At 73.0% G+C, this 16,268-nt stretch carries 14 protein-coding genes; 13 read left to right on the top strand and 1 reads right to left on the bottom strand.

All coding sequences use genetic code 11. The features are described 5' to 3' along the window. Positions 1 to 12: 12 nt before the first annotated feature. The 9 genes from BM051_RS20475 (at position 13) to BM051_RS20435 (ending at position 9,459) form a co-directional block, all read left to right on the top strand. Positions 13 to 252, top strand: a complete 240-nt coding sequence (locus BM051_RS20475) for an acyl carrier protein (RefSeq protein ID WP_092532774.1) — start codon at positions 13 to 15, stop codon at positions 250 to 252. Further along, positions 249 to 1,028, top strand: coding sequence for an SDR family oxidoreductase (locus BM051_RS20470; RefSeq protein WP_092532771.1), 780 nt, complete (start codon positions 249 to 251; stop codon positions 1,026 to 1,028). The genes BM051_RS20475 and BM051_RS20470 overlap by 4 nt, the downstream gene beginning before the upstream one ends. Next, positions 1,025 to 2,437, top strand: a complete 1,413-nt coding sequence (locus tag BM051_RS20465) for an AMP-binding protein (RefSeq protein ID WP_092532768.1) — start codon at positions 1,025 to 1,027, stop codon at positions 2,435 to 2,437. The genes BM051_RS20470 and BM051_RS20465 overlap by 4 nt, the downstream gene beginning before the upstream one ends. Continuing rightward, positions 2,434 to 3,519 (top strand): LuxE/PaaK family acyltransferase, encoded by a 1,086-nt coding sequence (locus tag BM051_RS20460; protein WP_092532765.1) that lies wholly within the window; start codon positions 2,434 to 2,436, stop codon positions 3,517 to 3,519. Before BM051_RS20465 ends, BM051_RS20460 begins: the two co-directional genes overlap by 4 nt. Further along, positions 3,516 to 4,778 (top strand): acyl-CoA reductase, encoded by a 1,263-nt coding sequence (locus BM051_RS20455; protein ID WP_092532762.1) that lies wholly within the window; start codon positions 3,516 to 3,518, stop codon positions 4,776 to 4,778. The genes BM051_RS20460 and BM051_RS20455 overlap by 4 nt, the downstream gene beginning before the upstream one ends. Positions 4,779 to 4,826: 48 nt before the next feature. Beyond that, entirely contained in the window at positions 4,827 to 5,819 is a 993-nt protein-coding gene (locus tag BM051_RS20450) for a lysylphosphatidylglycerol synthase domain-containing protein (RefSeq protein ID WP_092532759.1), read from the top strand. A 416-nt stretch (positions 5,820 to 6,235) separates the two neighbouring features. Continuing rightward, entirely contained in the window at positions 6,236 to 8,317 is a 2,082-nt protein-coding gene (locus tag BM051_RS20445; RefSeq protein WP_092532756.1) for a DUF6541 family protein, read from the top strand. A gap of 74 nt (positions 8,318 to 8,391) precedes the next feature. Continuing rightward, positions 8,392 to 9,081 (top strand): glycosyltransferase family 2 protein, encoded by a 690-nt coding sequence (locus BM051_RS20440; RefSeq protein ID WP_166677778.1) that lies wholly within the window; start codon positions 8,392 to 8,394, stop codon positions 9,079 to 9,081. A 9-nt stretch (positions 9,082 to 9,090) separates the two neighbouring features. Beyond that, positions 9,091 to 9,459, top strand: a complete 369-nt coding sequence (locus tag BM051_RS20435) for a DUF2304 domain-containing protein (protein WP_092532753.1) — start codon at positions 9,091 to 9,093, stop codon at positions 9,457 to 9,459. 18 nt (positions 9,460 to 9,477) lie between these two features. On the opposite strand, the gene BM051_RS20430 is transcribed toward BM051_RS20435, so the two are convergent. Continuing rightward, the gene (locus tag BM051_RS20430) at positions 9,478 to 10,413 is read right to left on the bottom strand and encodes an NAD-dependent epimerase/dehydratase family protein (protein ID WP_092532750.1); all 936 of its coding nucleotides are present in this window, start codon (positions 10,411 to 10,413) and stop codon (positions 9,478 to 9,480) included. Positions 10,414 to 10,615: 202 nt separating this feature from the next. On the opposite strand from BM051_RS20430, the gene BM051_RS29170 reads away from it, so the two are divergent. The 4 genes from BM051_RS29170 (at position 10,616) to BM051_RS20415 (ending at position 16,248) form a co-directional block, all read left to right on the top strand. Next, entirely contained in the window at positions 10,616 to 12,283 is a 1,668-nt protein-coding gene (locus BM051_RS29170; RefSeq protein WP_166677777.1) for a hypothetical protein, read from the top strand. After that, positions 12,280 to 13,179, top strand: a complete 900-nt coding sequence (locus tag BM051_RS29165; RefSeq protein ID WP_166677776.1) for a glycosyltransferase family 2 protein — start codon at positions 12,280 to 12,282, stop codon at positions 13,177 to 13,179. Before BM051_RS29170 ends, BM051_RS29165 begins: the two co-directional genes overlap by 4 nt. After that, positions 13,176 to 14,462, top strand: coding sequence for a lipopolysaccharide biosynthesis protein (locus BM051_RS20420; RefSeq protein ID WP_092532747.1), 1,287 nt, complete (start codon positions 13,176 to 13,178; stop codon positions 14,460 to 14,462). The genes BM051_RS29165 and BM051_RS20420 overlap by 4 nt, the downstream gene beginning before the upstream one ends. A gap of 100 nt (positions 14,463 to 14,562) precedes the next feature. Continuing rightward, positions 14,563 to 16,248 carry a glycosyltransferase family 87 protein gene (locus BM051_RS20415; protein ID WP_092533047.1) on the top strand — a complete coding sequence of 562 codons (1,686 nt, stop codon included), beginning with the start codon at positions 14,563 to 14,565 and terminating at the stop codon, positions 16,246 to 16,248. The last annotated feature ends 20 nt before the right edge of the window (positions 16,249 to 16,268 follow it).

The raw sequence follows: 16,268 nt of genomic DNA, 5'->3' as shown, positions 1-16,268 counted from the left end.
CCGAGGGAACACATGGCGATCAAGGACCGGCTCCGGGACGTCTTCGTGGAGGCGCTCGACCTCGACGGGGACGTCGACGTCGAGAACCTCAAGTACCGCGACATCGAGGCGTGGGACTCGGTCGGGCACATGGCACTGGTCGCCGCCATCGAGGACGAGTTCGACGTGCAGTTCGACACCGACCAGGTAATCGACATGAGCAGCTTCAAGGTCGCCGTCGACATGGTCACGGAGTTGCAGGGCAAGGCATGACGGATCTCTCCGGCAAGGTCGCGCTGGTCACCGGCGGCACCCGCGGGATCGGGCGGGCCACCGTGGTGGCGCTCGCCGCGGCGGGCGCCACGGTGGTGCTGACCGGGCGGGACGCCGCCGCCGCGGAGCGCGCCGCGAAGGAGGCCGCCGAGGCGGCCGGGGCAGGGGAGGTCGCCGGCCGGGCGCTCGACGTCACCGACGGCAAGGCCGTCGCCGCGCTGGTCCGCGAGGTCGCCAGGGAGCACGGCCGGCTCGACATCGCTGTCGCCAACGCCGGGGTCATGACCGGCGGCCTGCTCGGCATGATCCGGCCGGAGGACGTGGACTCCGTCCTGGCCACCAACGTGGCCGGCACGCTGCACACCGTGCAGGCCGCCGCGCGGGCGATGATGCGCAAGAAGGCCCGGCCCGCCGGCGGTGGCGGCACCAGCACCGGCGCGATCGTGGTGCTCGGCTCGGTCGTGGGGGAGAAGGGCAGCGCCGGGCAGGCGGTCTACGCGGCGTCGAAGGCCGCCGTGGCGACCATCGCCCGGTCGGCGGCCAAGGAGTTGGGGAAGTCCGGGATCCGGGTCAACGCCGTGGCGCCGGGGGTGATCGAGACCGCGCTCACCGCCGACCTCGGCGAGGAGGTGCTCGCCGCGAACGTCGCGAACACCCCGCTGGGCCGGCTCGGCCGGCCCGAGGACGTCGCCGCCGCCATCCGCTTCTTGGTCAGCGACGAGGCGGCGTTCGTCACCGGCCAGGTGCTCGGCGTCGACGGGGGTCTCGTGCTGTGACCTCGCCGCACGGCTCCCTGCTCGGGGACGGCGCCCGGCTGGTCGACGTGCCCGGCGGGCGCGAGCTGGCCGGTGCCGAGCTGGCCGGGGCGGTGGCCGCGGCCGCCGAGGAGTTGGCCGCGCTGCCCACCGGCGTGGTGTTCGCCCGCACCGCGGTCGACCTGCCGAGCGTGCTGCGCTACCTCGCCGCCGTGGAGTCCGGCCGCGCGGTCGCGCTGCTCGACCCGGCGTTGGACGCCGACGTGCTGTCCGGCCTGGTCGAGCGGTTCCGCCCGGTGGCCGTGCTGCCCGCCCCGGAGGGCCCGGTCCCGCCCGGGTACGCCGCGCGCGACGGGCACTGGGTGCGCGCGTCCGCCGAGGGGGTGGCCCCGCATCCCGACCTCGCCGTGCTGCTGCCGACCAGCGGCTCCACCGGCAACCCCAAGCTCGTCCGGCTGTCCCGCGCGGCGGTGCTCGGCAACGCCGGCGCGATCGCCGAGGTGCTGGGCATCGACGGCGCCGAGGTCGCCCCCACCAGCCTTCCGTTGCACTACAGCTACGGCCTCTCCGTGCTGAACTCGCACCTGGTGCGCGGCGCGACCGTGGTGATCGAGCCCTCCGGGATACTCGGCCGCGGGTTCTGGACCGCGGTGACCGAGCACGAGGCCACCTCGCTGGCCGCGGTGCCCTACCACTACGAGATGCTGCGCCGGCTGCGGTTCGACCCGGCGCGGTACCCGAGCCTGCGCACGCTGACCCAGGCCGGCGGCCGGCTGCGCACCGAGCTGGTGACCGAGTTCAACGACGCGATCAGGGCGGCCGGCGGACGGATGTTCGTCATGTACGGGCAGACCGAGGCGGCACCGAGGATGGCGACCGTGCCGGCCGACCGGTTGGTCGACAAGCTCGGTTCCGCCGGCATGGCGCTGCCCGGCGGGGCGTTCACCATCCGGCGTGACGACGGCGTGGAGACCACCCACCCGAAGATCGTCGGCGAGGTGGTCTACCGCGGGCCGAACGTGATGATGGGCTACGCCGAGCACGAGGCGGAGCTGGCCCGCGGCGACGACATGGGCGGCCGGCTCGCCACCGGCGACCTCGGCTACCTCGACGAGGACGGCTACCTGTACATCACCGGGCGGCTCAAGCGGATCGGCAAGGTCTTCGGCAACCGGGTCAGCCTGGATGATCTGGAGCAGGCCGTGCGTTCCGCTGGTATGGGGGTCGACGTCGTCGCCGCCGTGCCCGCCGGGGACAAGGTGGTGCTGTTCGCCGAGGGCGCCGCCGGGGAGACCTGCCGGGCGGTGGCCCGCGCGCTGTCCGAGCGGCTGCACCTGCACACCAGCGGCTTCGACGTCCGATCCATCGACACCGTGCCGCTGCTGGCCAGCGGCAAGATCGACTACCGGACGCTGGAGGCGAGGGTATGAGTGGGCCGCGGCCGGAGGGCGTGTTCACGCTGTCCCAGACCGAGCGGGAGGCGCGGCTGCTGCCCGAGCTGACCGCGCTGACCGAGCACCACCGAGACAACTCGCCCGGCTACGACCGGATGCTCGGCGCGCTGGGCGTGCCCAGGGACGCGCGGTTCGAGCGGATCGCCGACCTGCCCTGGCTGCCGGTGCGGCTGTTCAAGACGCACGAGCTGAAGAGCGTGCCCGACGACGCGGTGTTCAAGGTGCTCACCTCGTCCGGCACCACCGGCTCCGGCGCGTCCCGGATCCACCTCGACAAGGCCGCGGCGGCCGCGCAGACCCGGCACCTCGGCGCGACCCTGCAGACCGTGCTCGGCGGTGCGCGGCTGCCGATGCTGATGGTCGACACGGTCGGGATCATCAAGAACCGGCGCTCGTTCTCCGCCCGCGGCGCGGGCGTGCTCGGCATGGCGAACTTCGGCCGCAGGCACGTCTACGTGCTCGACGAGCAGGACCGGCCCGACGTCGCGGCGGTGGAGCGGTTCCTCGCCGAGCACGGCGACCGGCCGTTCCTGATCTTCGGCTTCACCTTCATGGTGTGGCGTTACCTGTACGAGGTGGCCCGCGAGCATCGGCTCGACCTGTCCAACGGCATCCTCGTGCACTCCGGCGGCTGGAAGAAGCTGGCCGACCAGGCCGTGGACAACACCGAGTTCCGCCGCCGCTTCGCCGCCGACACCGGGCTGCGCCGGATCTTCAACTACTACGGCATGATCGAGCAGATCGGGACCGTGTTCCTGGAGGGCCCTTCCGGCAACTCGCTGTACTGCCCCGACTTCGCCGACGTGGTGATCCGCGACCCGGAGACCTGGCGCGAGCAACCCGTCGGCAAGCCGGGCGTCATCGAGGTGGTGAGCACCCTTCCGCACTCCTACCCCGGGCACGTCCTGCTGACCGAGGACCTCGGGGTGTGCAACGGCGTCGACGACGGTGACTGGCCGGGCAAGCACTTCTCGGTGCTCGGCCGGCTGCCGAAGGCCGAGGCCCGGGGCTGCTCGGACACCTTCTCGGCCCCCTCGGGCCCGGGGGTCGCGGCATGACCACCGCGCTGGCCCAGCGGTTCCCGTTGGGGCCGCCGGTCGAGGTGGACGCGCTGCTGACCGAGGTGTCCGCCGAGCCGGAGGGCGGCCGGCTGACCGTCGGCGACGAGCGGGTGGTGGAGTTCCTCACCCGGTTCGCCAGGAAGCTGCTCGCCCCGGCCACCGCCCGCCGCCACCCCGAGCTGGCCTCGCTCGGCTTCTTCCTGCGCAGGGGGGAGATCGCCAAGGCGCTGGACCGGCTCCGCGACGTGGGTGACGCGCTGCGCTTTCCCCGCGGGCTGGTGTTCCACGTGCCGCCGGCCAACGTGGACACGATCTTCGTCTACTCGTGGGCGCTGTCCGCGCTCGCCGGCAACAGCAACGTGGTCCGCGTCTCGTCCCGGTCGGCGGGAGCCGCCGACGCGGTCCTCGAGGCGCTGACCGCGGCGTTGGACGAGGTCGACCCCGCCGTCGCGCGGGACATCGCCGGCACCCAGCGGATGGTGACCTACGACCGCAGCGACGCGATCAGCGGCGCCCTGTCCGCCGCGTGCGACCTGCGCGTGGTGTGGGGCGGCGACGCGTCGGTGCGGGCACTGCGCCGGTACCCACTCGCGCCGCACGCCCGGGACCTGACCTTCCCCGACCGGTCGTCGTTCGCGGTGGTGTCGGTGGCCGGCTGGCGGGCGGCCACCGCCGAGGAGCGGGCCCGCGCCGCCGAGGGCCTCTACAACGACGCGTACTGGTTCGACCAGGCGGCCTGCTCGTCGCCGCGGGCGGTGTTCTGGGTCGGCGACGCCGAGGAGGCCGCGGCGGCCGGCGCAGAACTGCGCGGCCTGCTGGCCGAGGTGCTCGCCCGGCGCGGCCACGTCGTCGAGCCGGCCATGGCCGTGCAGAAGCGGGTCGCGGCCTACGGCGCCGCGGTCGACGGCCTCGCCCGCCGGATCGCGTTCGCCGGTCCGGGGGAGGACGTCAACGCCGTGGCGACCCTGGAACTGGCCGAGCCGGCCGGGCTGCCCAGGGAGTGGCTGGGCGCCGGCACGTTCGGCCACGCCGTGGTCGGCTCGCTGGACGAGCTGGTGCCGATCGTGGTGCGCCGGGACCAGACCGTGACGCAGTTCGGCTTCACCCGCGACGAGCTGGTCGACTTCGCCGGAAAGCTGGCCGGGCGGGGGGTGGACCGGATCGTGCCGTTCGGCGCGGCGCTGACCTTCTCCGCGACCTGGGACGGCTACGACCTGCTGGCCGAGTTCAGCCGCCTGGTGACCGTCGCCACGTGACCGCCCCCTATCGTGCCGGAGATGGCCGGTGAGGAGACTCGAGAGCCGATGACCGCCGTCGAGTCCGACGCGACCGGGCAGTCGCTGGCCGCGGTGGCCCCGCCGACAGCGCCGAAGACCACGCCGAAGACCACCAAGGCGAGGGTCCTCGACGCCGTGCGGGCCGTCGCCATCGTGGTGGTGGTGTTCTTCGCGGTCCGCCACCTGGTGCTGAACTGGCACGAGTTCTGGCACACGCTGGCCGGGATCCCCTGGCAGTCGTCCCTGCTCAGCCTGTTGGTGCTGATGGTGAGCATCGCGGTCGGGGTGTACGCATGGCAGGTCGTCGTCGACGACCTGGGGCCGCCGATCGGCTACGCCAGGGGCGCGCAGATCAACCTGGTCGGGGCGCTCGGCAAGTACGTGCCGGGCTCGGTGTGGGCGTACCTGCTGCAGATGGAGCTGGGCAGGAAGGCCGGGCTGGCCAGGGCGCGGATCTTCACCGCGTCGCTGATCCACCTCGGCGTCGGCGTGGTCGCCGCGCTGGTGCTGTCGCTGCTGGCGATGCCGGCGGTGTTCGCGAACAGCCCGCGCGCGTGGTGGCTGGTGGTGCTGCTGCCGGCCGGGTTGGTGGCGCTGCACCCGCGCGTGCTGACCTGGGGCACGTCGCTGGTGCTGCGGATCCTGCGCCGGCCGCCGCTGGACCACCGGTTCAGCTACCGGACGGTCGGCACGGTGTTCCTCGCGCTGGTGGGGGTGTACGCGTTGCAGGGCCTGCATCTGTGGCTGCTGGCGAACTCGGTCGGCGCGCCCGGCTTCACCGGCTACGTGCTGTGCGTGGGCGCGATGGCGATCGCCATGACGTCCGGCACGTTCGCGTTCATCATGCCGAGCGGGGCGGGAGTGCGGGAGTTGGTGATGGTCGCCGTGCTCACCGCCACCGCGATCACCGGCCCGCAGGCGCTGGCGTTCGCGCTGGCCTCGCGGGTCATGTTCACCGTGGCCGACCTCGCCACCGCCGGTGGCGCGGCCCTCACCGCCCGCCTCTCCCTTCGCCGCTGACCACCGCCCGCCACCAGGGCCGCGAGGTCCCGCGGCCCGGGCGCGTGCCGGAAGTCCTCCTGGTGGCCCCCGTGGCCGACGATCACCCAGCGCACTCCCAGCCGTGCACCACGTCCCGGACGCCGCGATCAGCGCGGTCGCACCGGCCCGGCGCGGGGCGTCACCGGGCCGCGGGCGTGGGCCGGACGTGACCGGCTCGACACCGGGAGTGCGCCCCGCGTTTCGGCGCTTTCGAGATGTGCTCCCTTCGGCGGACACAAGCATTTCCGTTCGGTCACGAAAATCCGGAAGAGGCAACCCGGGTGTGGTTGTGAAAACGTCATGGAAAATCCCGGACGTGCTCCCGGAAACGGTTTGATATCAGCGAGTATCCCGTTCTGGGGTTGTCTCTCTTCCGTTCCGGAAGGGGGACTCGAATGTCACTGTCCTGGTTTTTTCCGTTCGTCGCGTTCCTGGTTCTGGTGGGTCCCGGGTTGGTGATTCAGCTCGCCGCGGGGGTTCGGGACACGCTGTGGCTGGTCGCGCTCTCCGTGCCGGTGAGCTTCGGCGTGCTCGCCGTGGCCGGGGTGGTCTCGGCCGTGCCGGGACTGCCGATGTCGCCGGTGCTGGTCGCGGGGGCGACCGTGGTGCTGGCGGTCGGCCTGGCTCTGCTCACCCGGATGCCGCGCGACCGGCCAGCGGCCGCCACGTCGGAGCCGGCACCGCCGGGGTTCCTGCCGGCGTTGTCACCGCGGCTGACCTCACTGGCCACCGCGGCCGCCGTGGTGCTGTGCCTCGGCGCGGTCCTGCTGGCCCTGGTGCCGTGGTGGTACGCGCTGCGCGGTTGGTCGACGTACCCGCAGGAACACGACCCGGTCGTGCACACCCTGCTGGCCGGCTACATCGCCCGTACCGGGGAGGCCGCACCGTGGAAGCTGATGCCGGTGGACCTGCTGACCGGGCAACCGGTCTCGTTCTACCCGTCCGGGCTACCGCTGGCGGCCGCCGTGACCGGTGCGGTCACCGGCGGGCCGATCGTGGGGTTCAACCTGGTCACCGCGCTGGTCCTCGGCCCGGTGTTCGTGCTCACCGTCGCGGCGCTCGCCGCGGCGATGTTCCGGAGGTTCGCCGCCGGCCCGGGGTGGACCGCCCTTGCCGGTGGCGTCGCGGCCGTGGTCGCGGCCGGGCTGTACCGCCCGGCGACGCAGCTGATGCACGACGGTGGCGTCGCGCCGAACGCGGTGGCCCTCAGCCTCGCGCCGGGCCTGATCGCCGCCATGATGATCGTGGACCGTGGCCAGTGGCCTCGCGTGGCGCTGCTCGGCCTCGGGCTCGCCGGCGGGTTCGCCGTGCACCCGAGCATCGCCGCCACGGTCGGCGCCAGCATGGTCGTGGTGTGGCTGGTCGACGCCTGCACCGCCGCCGGCCGGCGGCGGCTCCGCCAGCAGTGGGTCGCCGTCGTCGCCGCGGGCGGGGTCGCGGCGCTGGCCGGGGTGGGCACCCTGCTCGGCTCGCTGAGCCAGGCCGCCCGCACCGGTGGGTGGGCCGTGTCGTCGAACGGGCAGTCGGTGGGCGACGCGGTCGGAAGCAACCTGGTGCTGGTCTACGGCGGCTTCGTCGACGGCGACGAGCGCCTGGCGCAGGTGGCCACCGCGGTGGTTGCGCTGGCCGGCGTCGCCGTGGTCCTGCTGACCCGGCGGGGCTGGGCGGCGCTGGCACCGTGGGCGTTCTGGCTGCTGGTCACCGTCGAGCGGCGGGTCGCGCCGGACGGGGTGGCGGCGAACACCATCGGCACCTTCTTCTACAAGTCCTACCCGCGCATCCAGTCGCACCTCTCGTTGTTCGTCCCGGTGCTGGCCGCGCTCGGGATCCTCGGCGTCGCGGTCGGGGCGGCCCGGTTGCTGCGGTCGTGGCGACCGGTCCGCGCGCGGGGCAGCTCGGCGGGGACCTCCGCGGCGCTGGTGGCGGTCGTGCTGACCGGGTACGTGGTCACCGCGGCCGTGCCGTACGCCGAGCGCAACGCGGCCACCCTCGCCACCCGGTACACCGAGCCGGAGTTCACCCGGGTGACCGACGACGACCGCAGGGCGGCGGACTGGCTCGCCACGCACGTGCGCCCCGGCGAGCGGGTGATGAACAGCGCCAACGACGGTTCCACCTACGCCTACATCACCAGGGGTGTGCCACTGGTGGTGGTGAGCACGCTCGGGTCGGCGGAGGCGCCCTACACCTACGAGCTGCTCCGGTCGTTCGACGAGTACCCGCGCGACCCGCGCATCCGGCGGCTGATCCAGTCGTTGAACATCGCCTACGTCTACGTCGACACCGCACCGCCGCGGATCGGCGCGGGTCCCGGGGCACCCAACAACTGGTTGGGGGAGCCAACGATGACCGTTCCGCCCGGGCTCAGCGACGTCGAGGGGCTTCCGGGTGCCGAGCCGGCCTTCCGCTCCGGGCCGGTGACCGTCTACCGGCTCGACCGCGCCGCGGTCGCCGCACTGGACGGCCACGCGGGGTGAGCGGGGGTGTCCCTGTGGGCCACGGCAGCCGCCTGCGTACTGTGTCACCCGGTGTCGGACCCGAAGGAGTGGCAATGGTGGATCACCAGGACACCTGGCTGATCGTGCCGGTGTACAACGAAGGCCCCGTGGTCGGTGACGTGATCCGGGAGGTGCGCAAGGTCTTCCCGAACGTGGTCTGCGTCGACGACGGCAGCGCCGACAACTCCGCCGAGGAGGTCCGGCGCGCCGGCGCGCACCTCGTCCGGCACCCGGTCAACCTCGGCCAGGGCGCCGCCCTGCAGACCGGCATCGAGTACGCACGGTCGCGGCCGGGCGCCCAGTACTTCGTGACCTACGACGCCGACGGCCAGCACCAGGTGGCCGACGTGGAGCGGATGGTCGAGCGGCTGCGCACCGAGCCGCTCGACATCGTCGTCGGCACCCGGTTCCACGGCGACACCAGCCACATTCCCTGGCTGAAGCGCCTCGTGCTGAAGACCGTGGTGGCGCTGTCCCCGCGGTTGCGCAAGCTCGAGCTGACCGACGCCCACAACGGGCTGCGGGCCTTCAACCTGCGGGTGGCGCGGGAGATGGCCATCACCCTGAACGGAATGGGCCACGCCTCCCAGATCGTCGAGCTCATCGCGACCCACGGCTGGCGGGTCGCGGAGGAACCGGTGACCATTCTGTACACCGAGTACTCGATGGCGAAGGGGCAGTCCCTGATCAACGGGGTGAACATCGTGTTCGACTCGGTGCTGCGAACCAACGCGAGGCGATAGAGGCAACAGATGCTGATTCAGTTCCTCCTCATCGTGGCGGTCGCGCTGCTGCTGCTGTTCTTCCTGCGCAACCACGGCAGCGCGCGCGCCTCCGCCGGCGCGAAGATCGGTTTCGTCCTGTTCCTGGTGTTCGGGGTGATCGCGGTGCTCCGCCCGGACGACGTGACCAGGCTGGCCGGGCTGTTCGGCGTCGGCCGCGGTACCGACCTCGTGCTCTACGGGATGGTCGTCGCGTTCGGCTTCGCCACGATCAACACCTACCTGCGGTTCAAGGCGGTGGAGCTGCGCTACGCCCGGTTGGCCCGGTCGATCGCGCTGCGCAGCGCGGAGAGCCCGGAGCCGGGCGACGAGCACGACGGGACGCTGCACCGCAGCTGAGCCCGGCCGAGCCCTGGCTCAGCGCGCCGCGCGGAAGAACTCGACCGTGCGGCGCACGCCCTCGGTCACGTCGACCTGCGGCCGCCAGCCCAGCTCCCGGGCGGCCGCCGACGCGTCGAGCGCCGACGCGCGCAGGTCACCCAGCCGGGCCGGGGCGAGCTCCGGGTCGTCGACCGCGCCGGCCGCCTCGGCGACCATGCGGTGCAGCTCCCGGTCGGTGGTCTGCACCCCGGTGCCGATGTTGAACCGCCGGCCGCTGCCCTTGTCCACCGCGGCGACCAGCGCGGCCACCGCGTCGTCGACGTAGACGTAGTCGCGGGTGTTGCCACCGTCGCCGAACACCCTGGTCGGCTTCCCGGCCAGCAGCGCGCCGGCGAAGATGGCGACGACGCCCGCCTCCCCGTGCGGGTCCTGCCGTGGTCCGTAGACGTTGGCGAAGGCGACGCTGGTGAAGTCCAGGCCGTACAGCCGCTGGTAGGTCTCCAGGTACAGCTCGCCGGCCACCTTCCCGGCGGCGTAGGGCGACTTCGGCGCGAGCGGCGCGCTCTCGGCCACCGGCAGCTCCTCGGGGCTGCCGTAGATCGACCCACCGGACGAGGTGAACACGATCTTGCGGGCGCCCGCCGCCCTGGCCGCCTCGGCGACGTTGAGGGTGCCGAGCACGTTGACGTTCGCGTCGGCGAGCGGCTCGCGCACGCTGGTTCGCACGTCGACCTGGGCGGCGAGGTGGAACACCACCTCGGGCGCGGCGGCGGCGACCACGGCGGGCAGCTCGGCCGAGGTGATGTCGAGGTGGTGCAACGTCATCCGCCCGGTGGCCTCGGCCGCGGTCAGGTTGGCCCGGTTGCCCCGGCTGAGGTCGTCGACCACGTGGACGTCGTGCCCTTCGGTCAGCAGCCGGTCCACGAGGGTGGAGCCGATGAACCCGGCCCCGCCGGTGACGAGTGCGCGCAAGGTGGAACCCCCTGACGTGGCGGAGACCGCCCGGTTGGCTGACGTCGCCGCGGATGCTACCGGGTGGGCAGGGCACCGGGAGGCGCCGCCGCTAGGCTGCACGGCGGGCCGCCGGTACGCGCCGGCGGCGTCCTGCTCCGCGTCTCCACAACTTTATCTCCACAACTTTCCACGGCGCGCACACGATGTCGGGAGGACGTTCATGCGCGACACCCTTGCCCCCGGGGTGGCGGCGGACGAGGCCGGCGGAGTGCCCGCCGCCACCGCCGCCGAGAGCGCCCCGCCGGCTTCATCCCGCGGCGGTTGGGTGGCCGGCGTGGCGGAAATCGTTGTCGCGCTGGTGGTGGCGGCGGCCATGGTGCTCGCGAGCGCCACGGTCGACGTCAACCCGCTGGACCGGGTGGGGCAGGTCAGCGGGCTGGCCGGCCTCGGGCTGCGCTTCGCGTTGCTCGGCCTGCTGCTGCTCGCCGCCGTGGTGCTGGTGAGCCGGCCGCGCGCGGGCCGGTGGCGCGACCTCGCCGTGCGGCTCGGCTGCGCGGGCACCGCCGGCCTGGGATCGGGCCTGGTCGCCGGCGGCGTCGTGGTGATCATGAACGGCACCAGCATGCCGATCAACGCCACCCACGGCGACATCCGGGTGCTGGCCGGCTGGGCGGCCTCGATCATGGAGGGCCAGTCCACGATGCCGGGGAACTACCCGCCGGCGTTCTCCACGTTGTTGGCCTGGTACTCCTCCCTCACCGGCACCGAGCCGATGCTGGCGGTGAAGGACTTCCAGATCGTCGGGACGGCACTGCTGCTGCCGGCCGCCTACCTCGCGTGGCGGCTGCTGTTCCGGCCGCTGCCGGCGCTGGCGGTGGGGTTGGTCTCCGCGGTGCCGCTGCTGTACCCGTACAAGCCGTACGAGCCGCTGGTGCTGGTGGTGCTGGTGCCGGTGCTGGCCAAGGCGGTCCAGTACCTCGCGACCACGCCGAACCGCGGTGCCCGGCAGGTGCTGCTGGTCGGCGCGGCCTTCGGCGCCGGGCTCGGCCTGCTGTTCCTGATCTACTCCGGGTACTTCCTGTGGGCGTTGCCCGGTGTGCTGGTGGCCGTCCTGATCCTGTTCCCGTGGCGCCGGGGCGCCCTGCGGGGCCTGCTCTTCGGCGCGGCCGCGGTGGTGGTGTTCCTGGCGGTGTCCGCCGTGCACCTGGTGCCGCTGGTGCTGGACTGGACGAAGGAGGGCGTCCGGGACACCTACTTCTACTTCGACGCCTTCGTCGACCCGGCCTACATCGCGATGTGGCGCACCGACTTCCCGGGCGAGGTCGGCGCGTGGCCACCGCACGGCGAGTTCGGCGGGGTGGGCGTGTTCACGCTGCTGCTGGTCGTCGGTCTCGGCGTGGCGATCGCGCTCGGCCACCGCGACGCGATCGTGCTCACCGCGTCCCTCGGCTTCGCCGGTGCCTGGCTGATGCGGCTGTACTACGCCGGCCAGATGTACGGGGCCCAGGACGTGCGGCTGTGGCCGCGGTCGAGCGCGTTCATCCTCTACTGCTTGGTGGTGCTGGTCATGATGGCCGGTTACCTGGCCGTGCGCCGCTGGCGGAGCTCGGCGGCGGCCGGCCGGTCCGCTCAGCCGGCCCGGCCGGTCCGCGGGGTGCCGGCGGCGGCGCTGGGCGCGCTGGCCGCCGTGCTGTTCCTGCTCGCCTCGTCCGGCTCCGCCTACGTCGACAAGTTCATGCCGCGCAGGGACAACTCGGAGGGCGCGTTGGCGTGGAACGGCCACGTCGCGCGGATGCCCGACGGACGGTGCTCGGTGCACCTGATGCCGGACTGCCAGACCGTGCGGCACGTCAAACCGGAACGGAAACCGGCCAACGTGCCGGAGTGAGGACGCACGTGTTCGCGCTGGAGATCTTCATCCCCTACCACGGGAACCCGGAGTTCCTGTTCCGCGCCATCCGCAGTGTCCAGGCGCTCGAGGACACCAAGTGGCGGCTGACGATCCTGGAGGACTGCTACCCGGACGGCGACGCCGTGCGGCGGCGGGTCGAGGAGCTTGACGACGGGCGGATCACCTACCTGCGCAACGACCGCAACCTCGGGCCGGGACTGACCCAGCTGCGCTGCATCCACATGGCCGAGTGGGACCACTTCACGGTCATGGACTACGACGACATGCTGCTGCCGAACTACGGCAGGGTGGTCGCCGACCTGTTCGCCCGGCACCCCGACGCCACGTTCGCGCAGCCGAACGTGGAGATCGTCGACGAGCACGACCAGCCGCACCGGCCGCTGCCCGACCGGATCAAGTGGCTGGTCGGCGCGCGCGGCAGGGAGGTCGTGCTGGCCGGTGAGCCGGGGGTGCGCAGCCTGCTGCGGGCGAACTGGACCTACAACCCGGCGCTCTGCTACCGGCGCGGCCCGATCACCGAGCGGCTCGAACACCGGCCCGGCATCGACTGCGTGTGCGACCTCGGCCGGATCGTGGACATCATCCTCGCCGGCGGCTCGTTGGTGGTCGGCTCCGAGGTGGCGTTCCGCTACCGGCGGCACCGCACCAGCCACTCGAGCTCGAACGCGCGCAGCGGGGAGCGGTTCGCCCAGGAACGCAACTACTTCACCGGGATGGCCGCCGAGCTGCGGGCCCGGGGGTGGAACTCGGCGGCGCGGGCGTCCCGGATGCGGCTGTTCTCCCGGTTCAACGCGCTGAGCCAGCTACCCGGCGCGCTGGCGGGGCGCAACGGGGAGCTGGCCGGCCTGCTGACCCGGCACGCGCTGCGATGATCGGCAAGCTGCTGTCGTCGGCCCGGTTCGCGATCGGGCTGCTGCTCGTCGGGGCCGCCGGCTACTACTTCCTGGCGGTGGCCGGGCGGAACCTGCCGGACGAGGAGGCCGCCGCGGTCTCCGCGCTGTACCTGCTGGTCAACATCATCGGGCCGGGCATCTCCACCGCGCTGGAGCAGGAGACCAACCGCAGGGTGAGCCACGCCGTCGCGCACGGGCACGACCCGGCGGAGGCCATCCGCCGGATGACCCGGCTCGGGATCAGGGTCATGCTCGCCGCGGCGGCCGTGCTCGCCGTGCTGTCCCCGGTGCTCGTCGACCGGCCGCTGCGCGGCAGCTGGCCGCTGTTCTTCGCGCTGCTGCTCGCGGTGTTCACCTTCGCCTCGATGTACCTGGTGCGCGGGGTGCTCGCCGGGTACCAGCGGTTCGGCGGGTACACCGTGACACTGGCGGTGGAGGGGCTCAGCCGGTTGGTGCCGTTCTTCGTGCTCGACGTCGCCGGCGTGGCCAACGGTCCGCTGTACGGGTTCATCTTTTCCGGCGGTTGCGCGCTGGCGGCCCTGTCGGCGGTGCCGTGGTTGCGGTCCCGGCCGCCCGCCGAGAGCCGACCGGAGACCGAGGCGGTGACCGCCGGCAACGCGCTCGGGCACCTGCTGTCGGCCGCGCTCATGATGCAGGTGATGGCGAACCTGGCGCCGGTCGTGGTGTCGTCGCGGCTGACCGGCGAGGCCGATCTCGCCGTCACCTTCTCGGTGGCGTTCGTGCTGGCGCGGGTGCCGCTGTTCCTGTTCGCCCCGGTGCAGACCGTGCTCCTGCCCAAGTTCGTCGGCGCGGTGGCCCGCGCCGACCTCGCCAGGGTGCGGCAGAACATCCGGATCGTCCTGCTGGCCGTCGCCGGGATCGGGTTGCCCGGCGCGGCGGCGGCCTGGCTGCTCGGGCCGTGGGTGCTGCGCACGTTCTTCGACGCGAAGGCCGACCTGCCCGGCGCCGTGCTGGCCGTGCTCGGGCTGGGCACCGTGCTGATGATGGCCGTGCAGGTGCTCGCGCCCGCGCTGCTGGCCACCCGGCAGCAGGGCGCGCTGCTCGCGGCGTGGGTCGCCGGGACCGTGGCACTGGTGGGAATCCTGGTGCTGCCGGGCTCGCCGGTGGCGCTGGCGATGGTGGCCCAGCTCGCCGGGCCCTCGGTCGTGGTGGCGGTGGCCGCGGTGACGCTGACCCGCTATTTGCGCCGCCCGGCCGCGCCGACCGCCGAGCGCCCACCCGTGCCGGTCAACCGCGACTGATCCCGACGCCGCACCCGGTGGAACCGATCAGCGCAGGTCGCCGCTACCTTGGCACAGTCGATCCTGGCCGAGCCGGGTGAAGGGTGGAGCGTCGGTGGACGTGAGCGTCGCTGTGGCGGTGGGTGCGTGGCTCGTGCTGGCCGCCTTCGTGCTCGTCGTGTGGCCGCGGATCAACACCCTCCGGTCCTGGCGGGTCGGCGCGTTGCTGCTCACCCTGGCGTTCTCCCTCACCCACCAGCTGCTGTTCGGCACGGTCGCCGAGGACGCCTACATCAGCTTCCGCTACTCGCTGAACATCGCCGAGGGCCACGGGCCGGTGTTCAACGCCGGCGAGCGGGTCGAGGGCTACTCCAACTTCCTCTGGGTGATCACGCTCGCCCTGGCGAAGACCGTGTTCGGGCTGGGCATCGTCGGCACCGCCGTGGTGCTCGGGGTGCTGTGCACCCTCGGCAGCGTGCTCCTGGCCTACGCACTGGTGAACCGCGTGGTGGCGATGGTGCGCCCGGCCACCCCCGCGTTTGGACTCGCCGCCGCGGTGCTCACCGCCGGCGCGAGCGGACTCGCCGCCTACGGCCCCTCCGGCCTGGAGACCCCGCTGTTCCTGCTGCTCGTGCTGGGCATCTGCCTCGCCGTCGCGGCGGAGCGGTTCGTCGTGGCCGGGGTGCTGGTCGCGCTGGCCACCATGACCCGCCCCGACGGGGTCGTCGTCGCGGTGATCGTCGGCCTCTGGTTGCTGGTCCGGGCCGCGCGCCGCCGGGAGAACGGTTGGGCGCTCGCGGGCTACGTCCTGGGCGCGCTGGTGCTGGTCGTGCCGTGGACCGCGTGGCGGGTGACCTACTACGGCCACTTCGTCCCGAACGCCCTCGCCGCCAAGTCCGGCGCCCCGCTGGGCTGGCAGCTCGCCCGGGGCTGGGACTACCTGGCCGGCTTCGTGCTCGCCCACCAGGGCTTCCTGCTGCTGGCGATCGCCGCGGTGGTGGCACTGGTGCTGCGCCGCCCGGCCACCGACGACCCGACCATCGTGCGGGCCCGTTCCCTGGTGTGGCTGCTGTTCGCCGTCGCGACCGGCTACCTGGCGTTCATGACCTACGCCGGCGGGGACTGGATGCCGGCATGGCGGCTGCTGGCCCCGGTGCCGCCGCTGCTGGCGGTCGCCTCGGCCGCCGCGTGCGGGTTGCTCACCGCGCCGGCCACCGCGCCGTCGCCCGCCAAGCGCCCGCCCCGCCGGCGCGCCGTCCCGCTCGTGCCCGTGGTGGCGCTGGCGCTGTCCGGGCTGTCGCTGATCGTGTCCACGGTCCACGGTCAGATGCTGCCGCTCATGCACGAGTGGCGGGACAAGATCGCCGAGATGGCCGAGATCGGCTCCTGGCTCGGCGACCGGCTGCCGCCCGGCACCGTGGTCAGCACCTTCGCCAACGGGGTGCTGTCCTACCGCGCCGGCACCCAGTTGGTGATGATCGACGTGCTGGGGCTGACCGACGAGCACATCGCCCGGCACGGCACCCGCAACGCCGATCTCGGCCTGGTCGGGCACATCACCACCGACTACGACTACGTGGTCAACGTGCGGCGGCCCGCGCTGGCCGTGGTGACCGGCAGCGGGTACTCCGACCGCCAGCGGTGCGGGGCCGACCCGGTCTACGCCGGGCGGTACGAGGTGGCCACGTTCCGCCGCGCCGGCACGGACGAGTGGGTGGCCGTGTACCCGATCGCCGAGCAGGCCGCGTCGATCATCGAGACCCTGGACGCCGACCCGCGGTTCGAGTACGTGCCCTGCGGGACGTGACGCGGACAACCTACGGCTCC

The organism is Amycolatopsis arida (assembly GCF_900115565.1).
Classification (GTDB): domain Bacteria; phylum Actinomycetota; class Actinomycetes; order Mycobacteriales; family Pseudonocardiaceae; genus Yuhushiella; species Yuhushiella arida.
This window is presented reverse-complemented; position numbering and strand designations above follow the sequence as displayed.